The following is a 16,327-nucleotide window of genomic DNA, read 5'->3' as shown; positions in this document are numbered from 1 at the left end:
GGCCGCTACGGGGCGACGAACGCCCAGTCGACGGTGAGCAGGTTGTCGCGGACCGGGCGACGGGGCGGGCGCGCGGCACCGTCGGTGCGTTCGGCCAGCGCGACCGCCGCCGCGCGCCAGCGGACCCGGTTGCCGTAGGGCGCGTACCCGGCGGCCTCGTCCCAGCAGCGATCCGCCAGCGCGAGCAGGGTGTGGATCCGCTCGCCGGGCACGTTGTGGTGGATCAGCGCCTTCGGCAGCCGCTCGGCCAGCTCCGACGGGTGGTCGGTGAATCCGGGATGCCAGGCCAGCGTGAGCGTCCGCGGCCCGGTGGCGTCGAGGACGATCCAGCAGCACCGCCGGCCCAGCTCGTCGCAGGTGCCCTCCACGAAGACGCCGCCCGGCGCGAGCCGCGAGGTGACCATCGCCCACGCGTCGGCCACCTCGGACTCGTCGTACTGCCGCAGCACGTTGAAGGCGCGCACCAGGTTCGGGCTCAGCCCCGCGAGCTCGAAGCCGCCGCGCGCGAACTCGACGCCGTCGCGGCCGGGCACCACGCGATCGGGGTCGATCTCCAGGCCCGTCACCCGGACCGCGGGGTTGATCCGCCGCAGCCAGGTGGCCCACTCGAGGGTGGTGTCGGGTAGCGCGCCGTAGCCCACGTCGACGGCCAGCGGCGACGGTCCGCCCAGCGCCGCGACGACGGGCGGCGAGTGCACCGACCAGCGATCACTGCGCCGCAGCCGGTTCAGCCCCGTCGTGCCGCGCGTGATGCGCCCTTCGGGCTGCCGAGCGATCCGGCCCTCGGGGGAGGGCACGGGTCAGTTGTTCTTGTCGACCCAGTACTTGAGGTACTCGGCCTCGGCGCGGAAGAGGTCCACGAGGTTGATGAGGATGAGCTGCTCGAGCTTGGTGCCCACGAACGGGACGAAGACCTTCACCACGGTGGTGTAGCGCATCGTGCAGCCCGTCTCGGTGTTGAACAGCGAGGCCTCACCCTTGAGCGTGCCGGGGCCCGCGGGGATCGACGCCTTGTAGTCGCCGATCGAGTTCTCGCCGTCCCATGCGCCGTAGAACTCCTCGCGCGTGATGATCATGTCCTTCTTCACGACGCCCTGCGCGATCGGCGGCAGGTACTCGTGCGGCAGGTTCTGCTTCTGGACGACCGTGATGCCCTCGTCGTCGACGTCGAACTCGGTGAGCTCCGACAGCGGGGTCAGGTTCCGGAAGTCGGTCATCTTCTCGGTCCAGTAGTCCTTGTCGGAGTACGCGGAGTAGAAGACCTCGGCGGGGAACGGGAAGCGCGCCGAGTAGCTGAGACGTCGTGCCATGTGGGGGAACCTTACCGGTCAGGCACGCTCGGCGATCCACTGCAGGGTGAACTCGCGCTCGCTCTCCATGAGCTCCTGCAGGTTCTCGATGACGAGCGACTCGACCTTGTTCGCGATGAACGGGATGGAGACGCTGGCCTCGCCGGTCCCGGTGATGCGCGCGCCCTCGGGGGCGGCTTCGATGACGCTCGTGCCGGACAGCTGCGCGGGGACGCCCTGGATCTCGGCGGAGAAGCGGCCCTCGGAGCGGGTGCCGTCGAACGGGCCCCACTCCTCGACGCGGTGGATCTCCAGGCCGCCGGGGCGGATCGCGGTCACGACGCTCGGCAGCTTGTCCTCGCCGATGAGGTGCACCACGAGCACGCGCACCGAGCGCTCGGCGCCCTCGCCGGTGATGGACAGTTCCGCGATGCGGGCGCCCTCGCCGCCGACCTCGGCCACGCGGGCGGGCCAGTACTCGGCGTCGGTGAACGCGCCGTGCAGCGTGGCCGGCTGGGTGGCGTAGTCGAGCGATCGCTCGAGACGGGTGGTCATAGCCGGACACGTTACCGTTGCGGGGTGCCTGAACTGCTATCGGAGTTGACCACGCTGCGTCTGGGCGGCCCCGCCCGCGCCTACCTGCGGTGCGATTCCGCCGCGGCGGTCGCGGAGGCTGTCGGCCGCTGCGACGCCGTCGGCGAGCCAGTGCTGCTGGTCGGCGGGGGCTCCAACCTCGTCATCGCCGATGCGGGCTTCGCCGGGACCGTCGTGCACGTCGCGCACGAGGACGTCGTGATCGACGGCACCGTGCTCACCGCCGACGCCGGCGCGATCTGGGACGACGTGGTCGCCGCCTCCGTCGACGCCGGGCTCGGCGGTCTCGAGTGCCTGTCCGGCATCCCCGGTTCCGCGGGCGCGACGCCGGTGCAGAACGTCGGGGCCTACGGCGTCGAGGTCGCGGCGTGGCTCGACGCCGTCGAGCTCTATCACCGCGCTACCGGGGAGACCGAGTGGGTCGCGCCCGAGACGCTGGGCCTCGGCTACCGCACGTCGCGCCTCAAGCAGCACGAGGCTCCCGGCGGCGGCTCGGCTGCTGCCGGCCCCGCCGACGTGGTGCTGCGCGTGCGGTTCGCCCTGTCCGACGGTGCGTCCGCCCACATCCGGTACGGCGAACTCGCCCGGGCGCTGGGCGCCGAGCCCGGTGGCACCGTCGACCCCGCGGCCGCGCGCCGCGCCGTACTCGACCTGCGTCGCGGCAAGGGCATGGTCCTCGACGCGGCCGACCACGACACGTGGAGCGTCGGCTCCTTCTTCACCAACCCCGTCGTGCCCGCCGCGAGCGCGGCGGCGATCGTCGCGCGCATCGAGGAGGCGACGGGCGAGAGCACCCCGCAGTACCCCGCGCCCGACGGCGTGAAGCTCTCCGCGGGTTGGCTCATCGAGCGGGCGGGGTTCCGCAAGGGCTACGACGGTGGCCGCACGGGCGTCTCCCTCTCGACGAAGCACACCCTCGCGCTGACCAACCGCGGCACCGGCACGACCGCGGAACTCCTTGACCTCGCGCGCGAGGTCCGGGATGGGGTGTTCGCCCGGTTCGGCGTCGAGTTGCGGCCCGAGCCCGTCCTCGTGGGTGCCGAGCTTCCTGCCCTGCGCCCGTAGAATTCCTACGGTGTTCGACATGTTTCGTGCGCCGGTAGGCCGGCGCGCCTTCCTCGGCGGTGCCGCGGCGACGGTGGCCGTCGTCGCCACCGCCTGCACCCGTGACGGCGGCATCGGCGAGACCAGGGCCGATGCCCCCACCTTCGAGTACGCGCCCGCGGCCGGGAAGAAGATCGGCCCCCGCGACACCGTCTCCGTGCGGGTGCGCGGCGGCACGTTCCGTCCGGGCGTGGCGCTGACCAACACCCAGTCGGGCAAAAAGGTCGAACTGACCGCGTCGCCCGACGGTGTGACCTATTCGACGGCCGAGCCCCTCGGCTTCGGCGCCACCTATCGCTGGTCCGGCGCCGCCGACGGCGAGGGCGGAACCTGGTCGAGTCTCGACGGCGAGGTCGCCGTGGTCTCGCCCGATGCGACCGTGTCGGTCCAGGTCAACATCGCCGACGGTGCCGAGGTCGGCATCGCCGCGCCGCTCATCCTCAAGTTCGCAGGCACGGTCGAGGACAAGGCGGCCGTCGAGAGGGCGCTCGAGGTCACCACGACGCCGCACACCGAGGGCTCCTGGGCCTGGCTGCCCGAGGACAACGGGTCCCGCGCGCACTGGCGCCCGCGGGAGTACTTCGCGCCCGGCACCAAGGTGTCGATGAACGGCAGGCTCTACGGCCTCGACCACGGCGGCGGCCAGTACGGTGCCAGTGATGTGACCAGCGATTTCGTCGTCGGGCGGTCGCAGATCGTCAAGGCCTCGGCTCCGTCGCACCGGATCCTCGTGATGCGCGGCGACCAGGTGTTCCTCGACCTGCCGTGCTCGTACGGAGAGGCCGACCTCCCGCGCAACGTCACCCGCTCGGGCATCCACGTGGTGAGCGAGAAGCACGAGGACTTCTACATGTCCAACCCCGCAGCCGGCTATTTCAACGTGCACGAGCGGTTCGCGGTGCGGATCTCCAACAACGGCGAGTTCATCCACGCCAACCCGCAGACAGTCGGGAACCAGGGCAGCACCAACGTCACGAACGGCTGCATCAACCTCTCGCTCGAGGATGCGCAGCGCTACTTCGCCAGCGCGCTCTTCGGCGATCCGGTCGAGGTCACGGGCACGTCGATCCCGCTCTCGGAGGCCGACGGGGACATCTACGACTGGACCCTAGACTGGCCGGCGTGGCAATCGATGTCGGCTCTGTCGAAGAAGTAGTGGTCCCCGGCGCGCGGAGGATGTCCGCGCGGGTGCTGTGCACCGTCCTCGCGCCCACGGTGCTCGAGTACCAGGCCACCGTCGCGCGGGTGCGGGGCCTGCAGGTGCACGAGGCGCTCGCGGTCACGCTCGACGGTGCCGCTCTGCCCGTCCAGGAGGTCGTCGGGCCGCACGGCGGCCGCATCCACCGCGTCGACGCGGGGCCGGGGCGGGTGCAGCTGGACTACCAGGCCCAGGTGGCGGGCTTCGCGGAGCCGGAGCCCGTCGACCCGTACCTGCAGTCGCTGTACCTGCGGCCATCGCGCTACTGCGAAGTGGATCGGTTCTACGGTTTCGCCGCGAAGCAGTTCGCGGACGTGACCGGGGACGCGCACCGCGCTGTGGCGGTGCGGGAGTTCGTGGCGAGCCGCCTCGACTACCTGCCCGGAGCCAGCCGCTCCGTCGACGGCGCCTCGGACACCCTGCTCGCCTCCGCCGGCGTGTGCCGCGACTACGCGCACCTGACGATCGCGCTGCTCCGTGCCCTGAAGCTGCCCGCCCGCATGAGCGCGGTCTTCGCGCCCGGCTGTGACCCGATGGACTTCCACGCCGTCGCCGAGGTGATGGTCGACGGCCGCTGGTGGGTGCTCGACGGGACCGGCCTCGCCCCGCGCGCCGCGATGGTGCGCATCGCCACCGGCCGCGACGCCGCCGACATCGCCTTCCTCGACAACCACGGCGGGTCCATCCGCTTCGAGCGGCTGACGGTGGCCGCGGAGTCCGCCGCGCCCCTGCCCTACGACGACCCCCGCGCGCTGATCCCCCTCGCCTGATGGTGCGTGGCGGCCGCCGCCGGGATCCGTGGCCGCCGCGCGATCATGTGTTGCTGCAGAACAGCCATGCGTGGGACGCATGGCTGTTCTTCGTGCAGGTCAAGGCGTATTTCGCGGCTCTAAGTCATGCGCCCGACGCATGCCCATCGGTGTGGCCGGATCCGGGTGCTGATCGCCGGCGCGCTCGAACGGGTGCGGGACATCGACGCGGCGCGGGGAACGGACGCGCACTTGGCACGGGTGGCCGTGGCCATGCGCCACACGCATGGCTTCGTCGCCGAAACAGGCCTCTGAACTGGGGAAACAGTAGCCATGCGTGGGACGCATGGCTCCTCGGCGGCAACACCACGCCTCCGACGGCTCGACGGCCGCCGACGAGTTGCCGTCGGTCAGGCGCGCCGCAGCGCCCGCAGCTCCTCGAAGACGGACCGGGCGTCGACGGGGCCGTCGACGCGGAAGCGGGCGGCGGTGGCCACCGCGGGGTCGGGATCGACCTTGATGGACACGTCGCCGGGCGAGTCGAGCACCGCGAAGGCCTTCTCGTCGGTCACGTCGTCGCCGAGGTACAGCACCGCGGCAGCACCGGTGCGCTCGCGCAGAGTCTGCAGCGCGCGGCCCTTCGAGGTCTCCAGCACCGCGAGTTCGAGCACGGCCTTGCCGTCGGTGGCGTGCACGCCGGGCAGGGCGGCGGGGCCCCGTCGGGCTTCCGCCAGGGCCAGCGGCGCCGCGGACGGATCCACCACATTGCGGACGTGCAGCGCGGCGCCCAGCGGCTTGGGTTCGACGGCCGCGCCGGGGAAGCGCTCGGCGATCGCGGCGAGGCCGGCGAGCACCGTCGACCGGAGCTCCCGCAGGTCGGCCGTGAGCGCGCCCTCGAAGCCCTCGGCCCACTCGGCGCCGTGGCTGCCCACGGTCACGAGCGACGACGGCGCACCGGACAGCCGCCCCAGCGTCGCGCGGTCGCGTCCGGAGACCAGCGCCACCGTCACCCCGGGCAGCCCTGCGAGCGACTCCAGCGCGGCGACGGTCCCGGGCAACGGGAACGCGGCGGCCGGGTCGGCGACGATCGGCGCGACCACCCCGTCGTAGTCGGTGGCCACCAGCACCGTCGGCAGCCCGGCGAACTGCGCCAGCGCCTGCGCCAGGTCGGTGGGCAGGCTCATGCCGGCGTCTCGTCGACGGTGCCGGCGAGCGTCTGCAGGAAGGAGCGGGCCCAGCGGTCGACGTCGTACTGCAGGACCTGCCGGCGCATGGTGCGCATGCGGCGCTTGCCGTCCTCGGGCTCCTGATGCGCGGCCTCGTCGATGGCGTTCTTCACGCCCTCGAGGTCGTGCGGGTTGCACAGGTAGGCCTGGCGGAGCTCGGCGGCGGCGCCGGTGAACTCGCTGAGCACCAGCGCGCCCGACGAGTCGTTGCGGCAGGCGATGTACTCCTTGGCGACCAGGTTCATGCCGTCGCGGAGGGGCGTGACGAGCATGACGTCGGCGGCGGCGAAGAAGGCGAGCAGCTCGCGCCGCGGCACGGGCCGGTGCACGTAGTGGATCGCGGGGCTGCCGACGCGGCCGAAGTCGCCGTTGATGCGCCCGACCTGCCGCTCGATGTCGTCGCGCATCATCTTGTACGACTCGACCCGTTCCCGCGACGGGGTCGCCAGCTGCACGAAGACGTGCCGCTCCGGATCGAGGCGGCCCTCCTTGTACAACTCGCCGATCGCGCGCAGCCGCACGTCGATGCCCTTGGTGTAGTCCAGCCGGTCGACGCCGAGCAGGATCTTCTCGGGGTTGCCGAGCTCCGTGCGCAGTGCGCGCGCCCGCTGCCGGGTCTCGGGGAGCTTCGCGGTGGCAGCGAGCTCGGCGGACTCGATGGAGATGGGGAAGGCGCCCACCCGTACCGACCGGAAGCCGACGGTGACCACGCCGAACTTCGATCGCACCCCGATCGAGCCCTTGCTGGTGGGGTACCCGGCCAGCTTGCTGGCGAGGTAGAGGAAGTTCTGGGCGCCGCCGGGCAGGTGGAAGCCGACGAGGTCGGCGCCGAGGATGCCCTCGATGATCTCGCGGCGCCACGGCATCTGCATGAACAGCTCGACGGGCGGGAAGGGGATGTGCAGGAAGAAGCCGATCTTCACGTCGGGGCGCAGCATCCGCAGCATCTTGGGCACCAGCTGCAGCTGGTAGTCCTGGACCCAGACGGTGGCGCCCTCGGCCGCGACCTTGGCGGTCTCCTCGGCGAAGCGGCGGTTGACCTCGACGTAGGTGTTCCACCACTCGCGGTGGTACTCGGGCTTGACGATGACGTCGTGGTACAGCGGCCAGAGGCTGCCGTTGGAGAAGCCCTCGTAGTGCTCCTCGACCTCCTGGGCGCTGAGCTTCACCGGCACGAGGAGCATGTCGGCGCCCTCGACGGGCTCGCGACCGACGTCGGGCGCACCGGGCCAGCCGACCCATGCGCCGTTGCGGGCGCTGAGGATCGGCTTGAGTGCGGTGACCAGGCCGCCGGGGGCTTCCTTCCAGGTCAGTGTGCCGTCGGGCGCCTTCTCGACGTCGACCGGAAGCCGGTTCGCCACGACGATGAAATCAGATTTTCCGAACGCCGCAGCAGTCATGGGCGGGCTACGCCTCCTTGGGGCCGATGCCGAGCATCGACAGCAGCATCCGGCACTCGTCGGCGTCCTCGGCGTACGCAGCCACGACCCGCTGGGCCTGGTGAGCCGTCTCGTCCGCTACGGGCTCGAGTTCGTCCTCGCTGATGTCCTGCGTGGTCTTCGGGGGCATGAACGCACCTTCGTTCGGGAATGACGAGCAAAGGACAGTTTACCCGCGCAACGATTCAGTCGCGGACCCGGCGGAACATGAGCCCGCCGATGGGGGGCTTCAGGTTCGGCGGGAGCTGGGGCCGGCGCAGCGTTCGGGCGATCCATTCGCCCAGCGTGACGCCCGCGGCAAGGGCGCAGCCGACGGTCAGTGCGGTCACCATGTTGGTCAGGGCGGAGGTGGTCTTGCCCTCCATCAGCTCGGACAGGCCGCGGTACACGGCGAGGCCGGGGACCAGCGGCGTGATGCCCGCGACGGCGACGATGAGTGGTGGGACCACGGCCCGGCGGGCGAGGAGGCCACCGGCCAGGCCGACGACGGTGGCGGCCGCCACCGACGAGACGATCGGGCCGAGCCCCAGGTTGAGGATCGATCCGGCGACCAGCGTACCCGCGCAGCCCGCCAGGAACGACGCGGTGAGCGCCCGGATCTGCGCGTAGCTGGCGAGTGCGAAGGCAGCGGAGGCGACGCCGCCGGAGGCGACCAGGATGGGTAGCGGCGCGTAGTCGAGGGGCTGCTGCTCCAGGGGCGGCAGCGTCGCGCCCAGCTGGCTGGTGACCCGCAGCGCCATGCCGACACCGGCGACCACGCCGCCGGTGAAGACCACCACCTCGAAGAAGCGCGCCGCGCCGGTCACGGGCGCGCCGGTGATGGCGTCCTGCACCGAGCCGACCAACGAGAGCCCGGCCATGAGCACGATGATGCCCGCGACGATCACTCGGTAGGGCTGCACGTCCCATCCGAATTCGATCGAGAGCCGGTAGATCAACGCGGCCGGCAGGGTTGCGAGGAAGCCGCCCACAACCTGTTGGAAGAAGTAGGGCAGGCCCCAGCTGCCCAGCCGCACGTTGACCATGTAGATCAGCGCCGTGGTCACGAAGGCCACAGCCGCGAGCGGGAGCTTGCCGCCGAGCAGCAGCGTGAGGGCGCCGGCCATGAGGGCCCAGCCGAAGGTCGCGACGGCGCGCGGGTACGGGTGCCCGGCGGTCATGATCGACTCGAGCGCGGCGAGCGCCTGGTCCGGCCGGATGCGGCCGCGGCCGATGCGCCGCACCAGGGTGTCGACCTGCGAGAGCCGGGTGTAGTCGAGGGATCGGTGGTTCACCGTCCGGATGTAGGTCGACGGGGGCAGGCCCCGCCCGCGCTGGACGCTCACGGTGATCGCGTTGTAGGTGACGGTGACGGTCACGTCGTCGATGCCGTAGGTCGCGGCGACGTACCGCACCTGCGCTTCGGTGTCGACGGCGCCGGTGCCCGAGTCCAGCAACACTTCGCCGACCTTCATCGCGACTTCGAGGACCTCGCCGACGGTCTCGTTGTCGCGGAGGTCGACGGGCTGCAGCGGCGTCAGGACCGGCATTCCGGCGGTGTCGACGGTCGCGGCGTTGCGCCCGGTCACCGCCTGGATTGCGTTCGCGAGACGGTCGCGGACCGCGGGCTTCATAGTGGGGCCACCTCCTCGGTGCATCACCGTAGTGCCGACGCGATCTCCGCGGCCACCCGCTCTCCCTATTCGATCGAGCGGACCGTCGCGCGGGGCCTCCCGGCCGTCGCCGCGGGTCGGATCCCCTGGTGGAGCCCCCTGTCGGGATTGAACCGACGACCTTCGCTTTACAAGAGCGGTGCTCTACCACTGAGCTAAGGAGGCGCGGGCCGTGTGGCCGGTGCTCAGCATATCGTTTGCACCATGACTGATTCCTTCGAGACCGTCCGCTGGAGCATCGACGATGACGGCATCGCCACCCTCGTGCTCGACCGCCCGGACCAGCTCAACGCCTTCAGTGTCACGATGGCGCGCGAGCTGACGGAGTTCTTCGAAGTCCACGCCCGGCGCGACGAGGTGCGGGCGGTCGTCGTCACCGGCGCGGGCCGCGCCTTCTGCGCCGGCATGGACCTCACCGGGGAGGGCAACGTCTTCGGCCTCGACGAGTCCGTGCGGCCCACGCCGGAGGAGTTCGCCGCGCACTACGACGAGGCCCCGTACCAGGACGGCGTCCGCGATACCGGCGGCAAGCTCACGCTGGCGATCTACTCCCTCCCCAAACCGGTCATCGCCGCGATCAACGGTCCCGCGGTCGGCATCGGCGCGACGATGACGCTGGCCATGGACACGCGCCTCGCGTCGACGAGGGCGCGGATCGGCTTCGTCTTCGGCCGGCTCGGCATCGTCATGGAGGCCTGTTCCAGCTGGTTCCTGCCGCGCATCGTCGGACCCGCGCAGGCCCTGGAATGGGTCTACTCCGCGGATATCCTCACGGCCGAGCAGGCGCGCGAGGGCCGTCTCGTGCGCAGCCTGCACGAGCCCGACGAACTCGTGCCCGCCGCGCAGGAACTCGCCCGGTCGTGGGTCAAGGGCCGCTCCGCCGCCGGCGTGGCCATCAACAAGCAGCTGATCTACCGCGGCCTCGGCGCCGCGACACCGCTGGACCAGCACCTGATGGACTCGCTCGGCATGTATTACACGTCGATCGGCGACGGCAAGGAGGGGGTCGCCGCATTCCTGGAGAAGCGCGACCCGGCGTTCACCGCGAAGGCCTCCGAGCTGCCCCGCATCGTCGCGGACTGATCCTCGCGGACTGACGGGGCCGCCCGGCCGACGTCCGGCCCGGCCTACTGTGGGGTCATGGCTCCTCCCCGCTTCCGGCAACTGGTCATCGACGCTGCGGACGCCCGAAGGTCCGCGGAGTTCTACCGCGCCCTCCTCGGTCTCGAATACCTCCCCGGCGACGAGCCGCGTGATGGCGCGGAGGACCCCGGCTTCATCGTCCTGCTCGGCACCGACGGCCGCCGCCTGCTGGGCTTCCAGACGGTGCCCGCGTTCGCCAGGTCGACGTGGCCGTCCATGGACGTGCCGCAGCAGCTGCACCTCGACTTCGCCGCCCGCGACGACGCCGAACTCGCGGAGCACCACCGCCGGGTCCTCGAACTCGGCGGTACGCTCGTCGAGGACCGTCTTGACGACCCGGAGGACCCGCTGCGTGTCTACGCCGACCTCGACGGGCACCCGTTCTGCATCTTCGTGGCCGAGCAATAAGCTGGCCGCATGGAAATCCGCGACGCCCAACCGGCCGACCTGCCGGCGGTCCTGGTCATCCACAACGATGCCGTGGAGAACTCGACCGCCATCTGGTCGGAGGAGAAGACCGACCTCGCCGAGCGCGAGGCCTGGCTGGCCGAGCGCCGCGCGGGTGGCTTCCCGGTCCTCGTCGCCATCGTCGACGGGGAACTCGGCGGCTACGCCTCGTACGGACCTTTCCGCGCGAAGTCGGGATACAAGCACACCGTCGAGAACTCGGTATACGTCGCCGACGGCTTCTACCGGCGGGGCATCGCCGAGGCCCTGATGAACGCGCTCATCGAGCGCGCGCAGCAGTCCGACGTCCACGTCGTCGTCGCGGCCATCGAGGAGTCGAACCACGCCTCGGTGGCTCTGCACCGCAAGCTCGGCTTCCGCGTCACCGGTCAGATGCCGCAGGTGGGCATCAAGTTCGGCCGCTGGCTGGACCTCGTCCTGATGCAGCGCATCCTTTAGCAGGATCGCTCGAACACCCGCGTCTACGGGGAGCGCGCCGCCATGGGTTCCGCGGCGGTCCGGCGCCGCAGGACGGTGGGCCGACCCCTCGAGCGGAGCGTCGAACCGACGGTCTCCCCGGCCGGTCGTAGCCGCGCGGGAGCGCCGATCGGAAACGATGTTCCGGACAGCTCGCTCGACATCGAATCTTCTTCGTACGCAGCTGATTCCGCGGCTTCGAGCTCGGCGATCTCGTCGGCGATCGCGGTCGCGAGGGCGATGTCCGCGATGCTTCTCTCGGCAGCCTCGAGCCAGGTGACGTGCTCGAAGCCTTCGCTGTCGTTCATGGCGCACCCCCGCCGTTCGGTGATGCTTTCGATCATATCGCCATCGTTCGATCAATAGATCACGAATAGATAACGATACGACGGCGATTGAACGCCCGCGAGCTGCTCCGGCCCGCCGGCCCCCCGGCTGGCCCGCCCGCCGGCCCTCCAACCGGCTCGCCCGCCGGCCCGCCGGCCGGCCCCGGCGACGTCGCGCCGTGGGCCGCGCTCACGCGCGGTGCCGCACCTCGTACCCGCTGATCACGGACACCCGGTTGAAGGCGTTGATGGTCACCGCGGCCCAGATGAGCACCGAGGCCTGCGCCTCGTCGAGCACGTCGGTGGCGCGGTCGTAGGCGACGTCGGCCGCGTGATGCGGCGGCAGTTCCGTGACCAGCTCGGCGATCTCGAGGGCCGCACGCTGCACGTCGTCGAACACGGCGGGCGCCTCTCGCCAGGCGGCCAGCACGTCGAGCTGCTGGTCGCTCAGGCCCGCCGCGCGGCCGGCGCGGGCGTGCAGGTCCAGACAGAACGCGCAGCCGTTGAGCTGTGAGCACCGCAGGTTCACCAATTCGACCACGTCCCGGCCGATTCCGGCCGCCTCCGCCGCCTCGGCCACTTCCGTCGAGACCGCGATCAACTGCTTGTAGATCCGGGGGGAGGCCTTGTCGATCCGCACGCGCTGGGCTGGCATGGCACTAGGCTAGCTGGCATGAGCAACGTCGACCCACAGCCCGAAGAGGTCGAGTGCGGGGCCGCCGCGGACGGGCCGGCCCCCGCTGCCGGCGTGGAGGTGATCGAACCCCGGGAGGTGCCGCTCGGCGGCCCCCGCGCGATGACGGTGCGCCGCACCCTCCCCACGCACGAACGCTCCATGGTCGGGGCGTGGTGCTTCGCGGACCACTACGGGCCCGATGACGTGGACCGGTCCGGTGGAATGAACGTCCCGCCGCACCCGCACACCGGCCTGCAGACCGTGAGCTGGCTGTTCGAGGGCGAAGTCGAGCACCGCGACAGCGCCGGCGTCGAGGCGTCGGTCCTCCCGGGCGAGATCAACCTGATGTCGGCGGGCTACGGCATCAGCCACTCCGAGGTCTCCACGCCGGAGACCCGCCGCCTGCACGGCGTGCAGCTGTGGCTCGCGCTGCCCGACCGGGCGCGCAACGCGCCCAACGGCTTCCAGCACTACGCGCCCCCCTCGGTCGACCTGCCCGACGTGCGGCCCGGCGGCCCGGGGGGCACCGCCCGCGTGTTCATCGGGGAGCTCGCGGGCAGCGCCTCCCCGGTCGTCACCGCGACGCCGCTGCTCGGCGCGGAGCTGATCCTGCGCCCCGGAGCGCGGGTCAGTCTCGCGGTGGATCCCGCCTTCGAGCACGGCGTGCTGCTCGATACGCCGCGCCTGCTGTTCGACGGTGTCGCGCTCGCCCGGGGCGGTCTCGGCTACGCCGGGCCGGGCCTCGGCGGCCTGCGCCTGCACAACCCCACCGAGGAGGACGCCCGGGCCGTCCTGCTCGGCGGCGTCCCCTTCGACGAGGACATCGTCATGTGGTGGAACTTCGTGGGGCGCACCCACGAGGAGATCGTGGAGTACCGCGAGGAATGGCAGGCGCGCGCCGCACGTTTCGGCAGTGTGAGCGGATGGCGCGACGATCAGTACCTGCCGGCGCCACCGCTCCCGACCACCCGGCTCAAGCCCCGCAGGAGGAACCCGCAATGACCGAGAACACCGAGAACGTCGCCGTCGCGCGCAACGACGCCGAGGGCCGCTACGACATCACCGTCGACGGCGAGCTCGCCGGCTTCACCCGGTTCATCGATCGCGGCGAGCAGCGCATCTTCCCGCACACCGAGCTCGACGAGAAGTTCTCCGGCCGCGGACTCAGCGGCATCCTGGTGCACGATGCCCTGGAGGACACCCGTGCTGCCGGCAAGCGGTTGGTCCCCGTGTGTCCGCTGGTCAAGAGGTACGTCTCCAAGCACCCCGAGGTGCAGGACATCGTCGATCCTGTGACCCCGGAGATCCTCGCCTCCTTGCGCTGAGACGGCGGCCGGGCTCGCGCACGTTCACAGGGAACTGACAGCGAGTCGTCAGAGTCCAGGGCGCCGCGGCGTGCACTATGGCGGTGTGTCCAGTGCTAAAGACGAATCCATGCCGCGCGTGCTCGTGGTCGACGACGAGCAGAGCATCCGGGAACTGCTGCAGGTCAGCCTGAAGTTCCAGGGCTTCGACGTGGCCGTCGCGCCGGACGGGCCCGGCGCACTCGACCGGGTCCGGTCCTTCCGGCCCGACGTCATGGTGCTGGACATCATGATGCCGGGCATGGACGGCCTCGGCCTGCTCAAGCGGCTGCGTCAGGACGGGATCGACGCGCCGGCGCTCTTCCTCACTGCGCGCGACTCGGTCGAGGACAAGGTCGCCGGTCTGACGCTGGGCGGTGACGACTACGTCACCAAGCCGTTCAGCCTCGAGGAGGTCGTGGCCCGGATCAACGTCCTGCTGCGTCGCCACGGCTTCGGCGAGGCCGAGAACCAGACCCGCCTGACCTTCGCCGATCTCGAGCTCGACGACGAGACGCACGAGGTGTGGAAGGCGGGGGAGTTGGTCTCGCTCTCGCCCACCGAGTTCACGCTCCTGCGCTACTTCATGGTCAACGCGGGGGTCGTCCTGTCGAAGCCGCGGATCCTCGATCACGTCTGGCACTACGACTTCGGCGGCGACGTCAACGTCGTGGAGTCCTACGTCTCCTACCTGCGGCGCAAGGTCGACACGGGGGACACGCGCCTGATCCACACCCTGCGCGGCGTCGGGTACGTGCTCCGCGAACCGCGGTGAGTCGCGATGGTCTCCGCTCCGGTGGCCGCTCCCGCGCAGCGGCCGACGTCGTTCGCCTCCCGCGTCCCGTTGCGCCTGTCGTTGGTGGCGCTGGTCGTCGGCGTGGTCTTCCTCGGCCTGTTGGCCTCCGGGACCGCGTTGACCGCGGCGATGGAGGACCAGCTCCTTTCCCGGGAGGACCAGACGCTGCGGCAGGCCGCAGACACCTGGGCGCGCCCCAAGCCCAACCTGCCGGAGCCGGTGCGCGGCGGAAAGCCCCCTCCCACCCGCTTCTACCAGGCGGTCTTCCTGCCCGACGGCACCCAGCTGCGGATCAGCAACCCTGACTTCACCGAGCAACCGGACCTCAGCGGCCTCGACGATCTGCACGGCGACGCCGTCACCGTGCCCTCCGCCGGCGGCAGGGGGCCGCAGTGGCGGGTCGTGCAGTCCAGCTCGCAGTACGGTGTGGCCTTCGTCGCCGTCACGCTCACCGACGTCGAGTCCACGCTGCGCGCCATGATCGTGCTGGAGCTGCTCATCGGCGCCGGCGTGCTCGTCATCGCCGGCGGACTCGGCTACCTCGTGGTGCGTCGTTCGCTCCGCCCGCTCGAGCAGGTGGAGGCCACGGCGGAGGCGATCGCGGCGGGTGACCTCACCCGCCGCGTCCCCGAGGCGCCCGCGCACACGGAGGTCGGCCGGCTCTCGAACTCGATCAACACGATGCTGCATCAGGTGCAGGACTCGTTCGATCGGGTCGCATCTTCGGAGGAGCGGGCCCGGGCCGACGAGGAACGGATGCGCCGCTTCGTCGGCGACGCCTCGCACGAGTTGCGCACCCCGCTCACCTCGATCCGCGGCTTCGCCGAGCTGTACCGGCAGGGCGCCACCGACGACACCGGATTCGTCATGTCCCGCATCGAATCCGAGGCGGAGCGGATGGGCCTGCTCGTCGAGGACCTGTTGCTGCTCGCCCGGCTCGACGCCCGGCGGCCGCTCGCGACCGACACCGTCGACCTGGTCGCGGTCGCGGACGACGTGGTGCACGCCGCGCAGGCCCGCGAGCCGAGCCGGGACATCGCCCTGGAAGCGGAGGCCGGCACCGTCGAGCTGTCGGGGGACCGGGACCGCCTGCACCAGGTGGTCACCAACCTGGTCTCGAACGCCTTGCGGCACACGCCCGACGAGGCGACGGTGCGCGTCCGGCTCGTCGAGGAGCCCGGTGCGGTGGTGCTGTCCGTCACCGATACCGGACCGGGCATGGAGCCCGACGAGGCCGCCCGCGTCTTCGAGCGGTTCTACCGCACCGACTCCTCGCGCAGCCGCGGCAGCGGCGGCGCCGGGCTGGGCCTGTCGATCGTGCACGGCATCGTCGAGCGGCACGGGGGCACCGTCACCGTCGACACCGCCCCGGGCGAGGGCGCGACCTTCACGGTGCGCCTGCCCCGTTAGCGAGCCGGGCGGTTCACTCCGCGGCGAGCGCCTCGACGATCCTGGTCTGCGCCTCGTCGAGCGACTCGGGCGAGGGGTTCGGGTCGGCCTGGCCGAAGTCGAAGTCGGTGAGCGCGTACGCGGGGAAGACGTGCACGTGCAGGTGCGGCACCTCGAGCCCCGCGATCACCACGCCGGCGCGCGGCGCGTCGAAGGCGCGCTTGACGGCCCGGCCGATCTTCCGCGAGACGGTGCTGATCTGGCTCCAGAGCTCGTCGTCGACCGACTCCCAGTGATCGACCTCCGCGCGCGGCACCACCAGCACGTGGCCCTGCGTGAGCGGCGCGATGGTCAGGAACGCCACCACCGCATCGTCCTGGTACACGAACCGGCCCGGGAGCTCGCCGGCGATGATCTTCGAGAACACGGTGCGGTCCGCGCCGGTCGTTTCAGCTGCCATACGGCCAGGCTAGTGGAGC

The 16,327-nt window shown here is 71.2% G+C and carries 21 protein-coding genes and 1 tRNA gene; 11 read left to right on the top strand and 11 right to left on the bottom strand.

Annotation, left to right across the window (positions count from 1 at the left end):
* Positions 1–5 precede the first annotated feature (5 nt).
* Genes FK529_RS00500 through FK529_RS00490 form a run of 3 tightly spaced genes read right to left on the bottom strand, consistent with a single transcriptional unit; the run spans position 6 to position 1,844 of the window.
* Positions 6–797 carry a class I SAM-dependent methyltransferase gene (locus tag FK529_RS00500; protein WP_231702856.1) on the bottom strand — a complete coding sequence of 264 codons (792 nt, stop codon included), beginning with the start codon at positions 795–797 and terminating at the stop codon, positions 6–8.
* Positions 798–800: 3 nt separating this feature from the next.
* Positions 801–1,310 carry a DUF2505 domain-containing protein gene (locus FK529_RS00495; protein WP_146558542.1) on the bottom strand — a complete coding sequence of 170 codons (510 nt, stop codon included), beginning with the start codon at positions 1,308–1,310 and terminating at the stop codon, positions 801–803.
* 18 nt (positions 1,311–1,328) lie between these two features.
* Positions 1,329–1,844 carry a DUF2505 domain-containing protein gene (locus FK529_RS00490; RefSeq protein ID WP_146558541.1) on the bottom strand — a complete coding sequence of 172 codons (516 nt, stop codon included), beginning with the start codon at positions 1,842–1,844 and terminating at the stop codon, positions 1,329–1,331.
* Between the two features lie 24 nt (positions 1,845–1,868).
* Between FK529_RS00490 and FK529_RS00485 the strand changes: the two genes are divergently transcribed.
* The 4 genes from FK529_RS00485 to FK529_RS19915 all read left to right on the top strand — a co-directional run bounded on the left by FK529_RS00485 (position 1,869) and on the right by FK529_RS19915 (position 5,249).
* On the top strand, positions 1,869–2,948 hold the full coding sequence (locus FK529_RS00485) for a UDP-N-acetylmuramate dehydrogenase (protein ID WP_146558539.1): 1,080 nt from the start codon (positions 1,869–1,871) through the stop codon (positions 2,946–2,948).
* A 19-nt stretch (positions 2,949–2,967) separates the two neighbouring features.
* Positions 2,968–4,143 (top strand): L,D-transpeptidase, encoded by a 1,176-nt coding sequence (locus FK529_RS00480; RefSeq protein ID WP_146559463.1) that lies wholly within the window; start codon positions 2,968–2,970, stop codon positions 4,141–4,143.
* The gene (locus FK529_RS00475) at positions 4,110–4,955 is read left to right on the top strand and encodes a transglutaminase-like domain-containing protein (RefSeq protein ID WP_146558537.1); all 846 of its coding nucleotides are present in this window, start codon (positions 4,110–4,112) and stop codon (positions 4,953–4,955) included. Before FK529_RS00480 ends, FK529_RS00475 begins: the two co-directional genes overlap by 34 nt.
* A gap of 126 nt (positions 4,956–5,081) precedes the next feature.
* Positions 5,082–5,249, top strand: coding sequence for a hypothetical protein (locus tag FK529_RS19915; RefSeq protein WP_158635013.1), 168 nt, complete (start codon positions 5,082–5,084; stop codon positions 5,247–5,249).
* Between the two features lie 95 nt (positions 5,250–5,344).
* On the opposite strand, the gene otsB is transcribed toward FK529_RS19915, so the two are convergent.
* From otsB to FK529_RS00455, 5 genes are all read right to left on the bottom strand, one after another.
* The gene (gene otsB / locus FK529_RS00470; protein WP_146558535.1) at positions 5,345–6,118 is read right to left on the bottom strand and encodes a trehalose-phosphatase; all 774 of its coding nucleotides are present in this window, start codon (positions 6,116–6,118) and stop codon (positions 5,345–5,347) included.
* Positions 6,115–7,560, bottom strand: coding sequence for an alpha,alpha-trehalose-phosphate synthase (UDP-forming) (locus FK529_RS00465; protein WP_146558533.1), 1,446 nt, complete (start codon positions 7,558–7,560; stop codon positions 6,115–6,117). The genes otsB and FK529_RS00465 overlap by 4 nt, the downstream gene beginning before the upstream one ends.
* A 7-nt stretch (positions 7,561–7,567) precedes the next feature.
* On the bottom strand, positions 7,568–7,729 hold the full coding sequence (locus tag FK529_RS20150; RefSeq protein ID WP_166436353.1) for a hypothetical protein: 162 nt from the start codon (positions 7,727–7,729) through the stop codon (positions 7,568–7,570).
* A gap of 55 nt (positions 7,730–7,784) precedes the next feature.
* Positions 7,785–9,212 carry a threonine/serine exporter family protein gene (locus tag FK529_RS00460; protein ID WP_146558531.1) on the bottom strand — a complete coding sequence of 476 codons (1,428 nt, stop codon included), beginning with the start codon at positions 9,210–9,212 and terminating at the stop codon, positions 7,785–7,787.
* 129 nt (positions 9,213–9,341) lie between these two features.
* Positions 9,342–9,416 (bottom strand) — tRNA-Thr (locus tag FK529_RS00455).
* 39 nt (positions 9,417–9,455) lie between these two features.
* On the opposite strand from FK529_RS00455, the gene FK529_RS00450 reads away from it, so the two are divergent.
* From FK529_RS00450 to FK529_RS00440, 3 genes are read left to right on the top strand one after another with little or no spacing between them, the layout of a single operon-like run.
* Complete coding sequence (locus FK529_RS00450) at positions 9,456–10,334, top strand: crotonase/enoyl-CoA hydratase family protein (RefSeq protein WP_146558529.1); 879 nt, start codon at positions 9,456–9,458, stop codon at positions 10,332–10,334.
* A 57-nt stretch (positions 10,335–10,391) separates the two neighbouring features.
* Entirely contained in the window at positions 10,392–10,802 is a 411-nt protein-coding gene (locus FK529_RS00445; RefSeq protein ID WP_146558527.1) for a VOC family protein, read from the top strand.
* A 9-nt stretch (positions 10,803–10,811) separates the two neighbouring features.
* Positions 10,812–11,300, top strand: a complete 489-nt coding sequence (locus FK529_RS00440) for a GNAT family N-acetyltransferase (RefSeq protein ID WP_146558525.1) — start codon at positions 10,812–10,814, stop codon at positions 11,298–11,300.
* A gap of 23 nt (positions 11,301–11,323) precedes the next feature.
* Here FK529_RS00440 and FK529_RS00435 read toward each other — a convergent pair whose 3' ends face one another.
* Positions 11,324–11,626, bottom strand: a complete 303-nt coding sequence (locus tag FK529_RS00435; RefSeq protein WP_146558523.1) for a hypothetical protein — start codon at positions 11,624–11,626, stop codon at positions 11,324–11,326.
* A gap of 208 nt (positions 11,627–11,834) precedes the next feature.
* Complete coding sequence (locus FK529_RS00430) at positions 11,835–12,299, bottom strand: carboxymuconolactone decarboxylase family protein (protein WP_146558521.1); 465 nt, start codon at positions 12,297–12,299, stop codon at positions 11,835–11,837.
* Between the two features lie 18 nt (positions 12,300–12,317).
* Between FK529_RS00430 and FK529_RS00425 the strand changes: the two genes are divergently transcribed.
* The 4 genes from FK529_RS00425 to FK529_RS00410 all read left to right on the top strand — a co-directional run bounded on the left by FK529_RS00425 (position 12,318) and on the right by FK529_RS00410 (position 15,869).
* Positions 12,318–13,322 (top strand): pirin family protein, encoded by a 1,005-nt coding sequence (locus FK529_RS00425; protein WP_146558519.1) that lies wholly within the window; start codon positions 12,318–12,320, stop codon positions 13,320–13,322.
* The gene (locus tag FK529_RS00420) at positions 13,319–13,645 is read left to right on the top strand and encodes a GNAT family N-acetyltransferase (RefSeq protein ID WP_146558517.1); all 327 of its coding nucleotides are present in this window, start codon (positions 13,319–13,321) and stop codon (positions 13,643–13,645) included. The genes FK529_RS00425 and FK529_RS00420 overlap by 4 nt, the downstream gene beginning before the upstream one ends.
* Before the next feature lie 109 nt (positions 13,646–13,754).
* Positions 13,755–14,438: a response regulator transcription factor gene (locus FK529_RS00415; RefSeq protein WP_166436362.1), complete on the top strand. Its 684-nt coding sequence runs from the start codon at positions 13,755–13,757 to the stop codon at positions 14,436–14,438.
* Between the two features lie 6 nt (positions 14,439–14,444).
* On the top strand, positions 14,445–15,869 hold the full coding sequence (locus FK529_RS00410; protein WP_146558513.1) for a sensor histidine kinase: 1,425 nt from the start codon (positions 14,445–14,447) through the stop codon (positions 15,867–15,869).
* 13 nt (positions 15,870–15,882) lie between these two features.
* Here the strand turns inward: FK529_RS00410 and FK529_RS00405 are convergent, their stop codons facing one another.
* Positions 15,883–16,308, bottom strand: coding sequence for an HIT family protein (locus FK529_RS00405; RefSeq protein ID WP_146558511.1), 426 nt, complete (start codon positions 16,306–16,308; stop codon positions 15,883–15,885).
* Positions 16,309–16,327: the final 19 nt, after the last annotated feature.

Source organism: Tsukamurella asaccharolytica (assembly GCF_007858435.1).
Taxonomy (GTDB): Bacteria; Actinomycetota; Actinomycetes; order Mycobacteriales; family Mycobacteriaceae; genus Tsukamurella; species Tsukamurella asaccharolytica.
The sequence above is the reverse complement of the archived record's forward strand: the minus strand, read 5'-3'. Positions and strand labels throughout refer to the sequence as shown.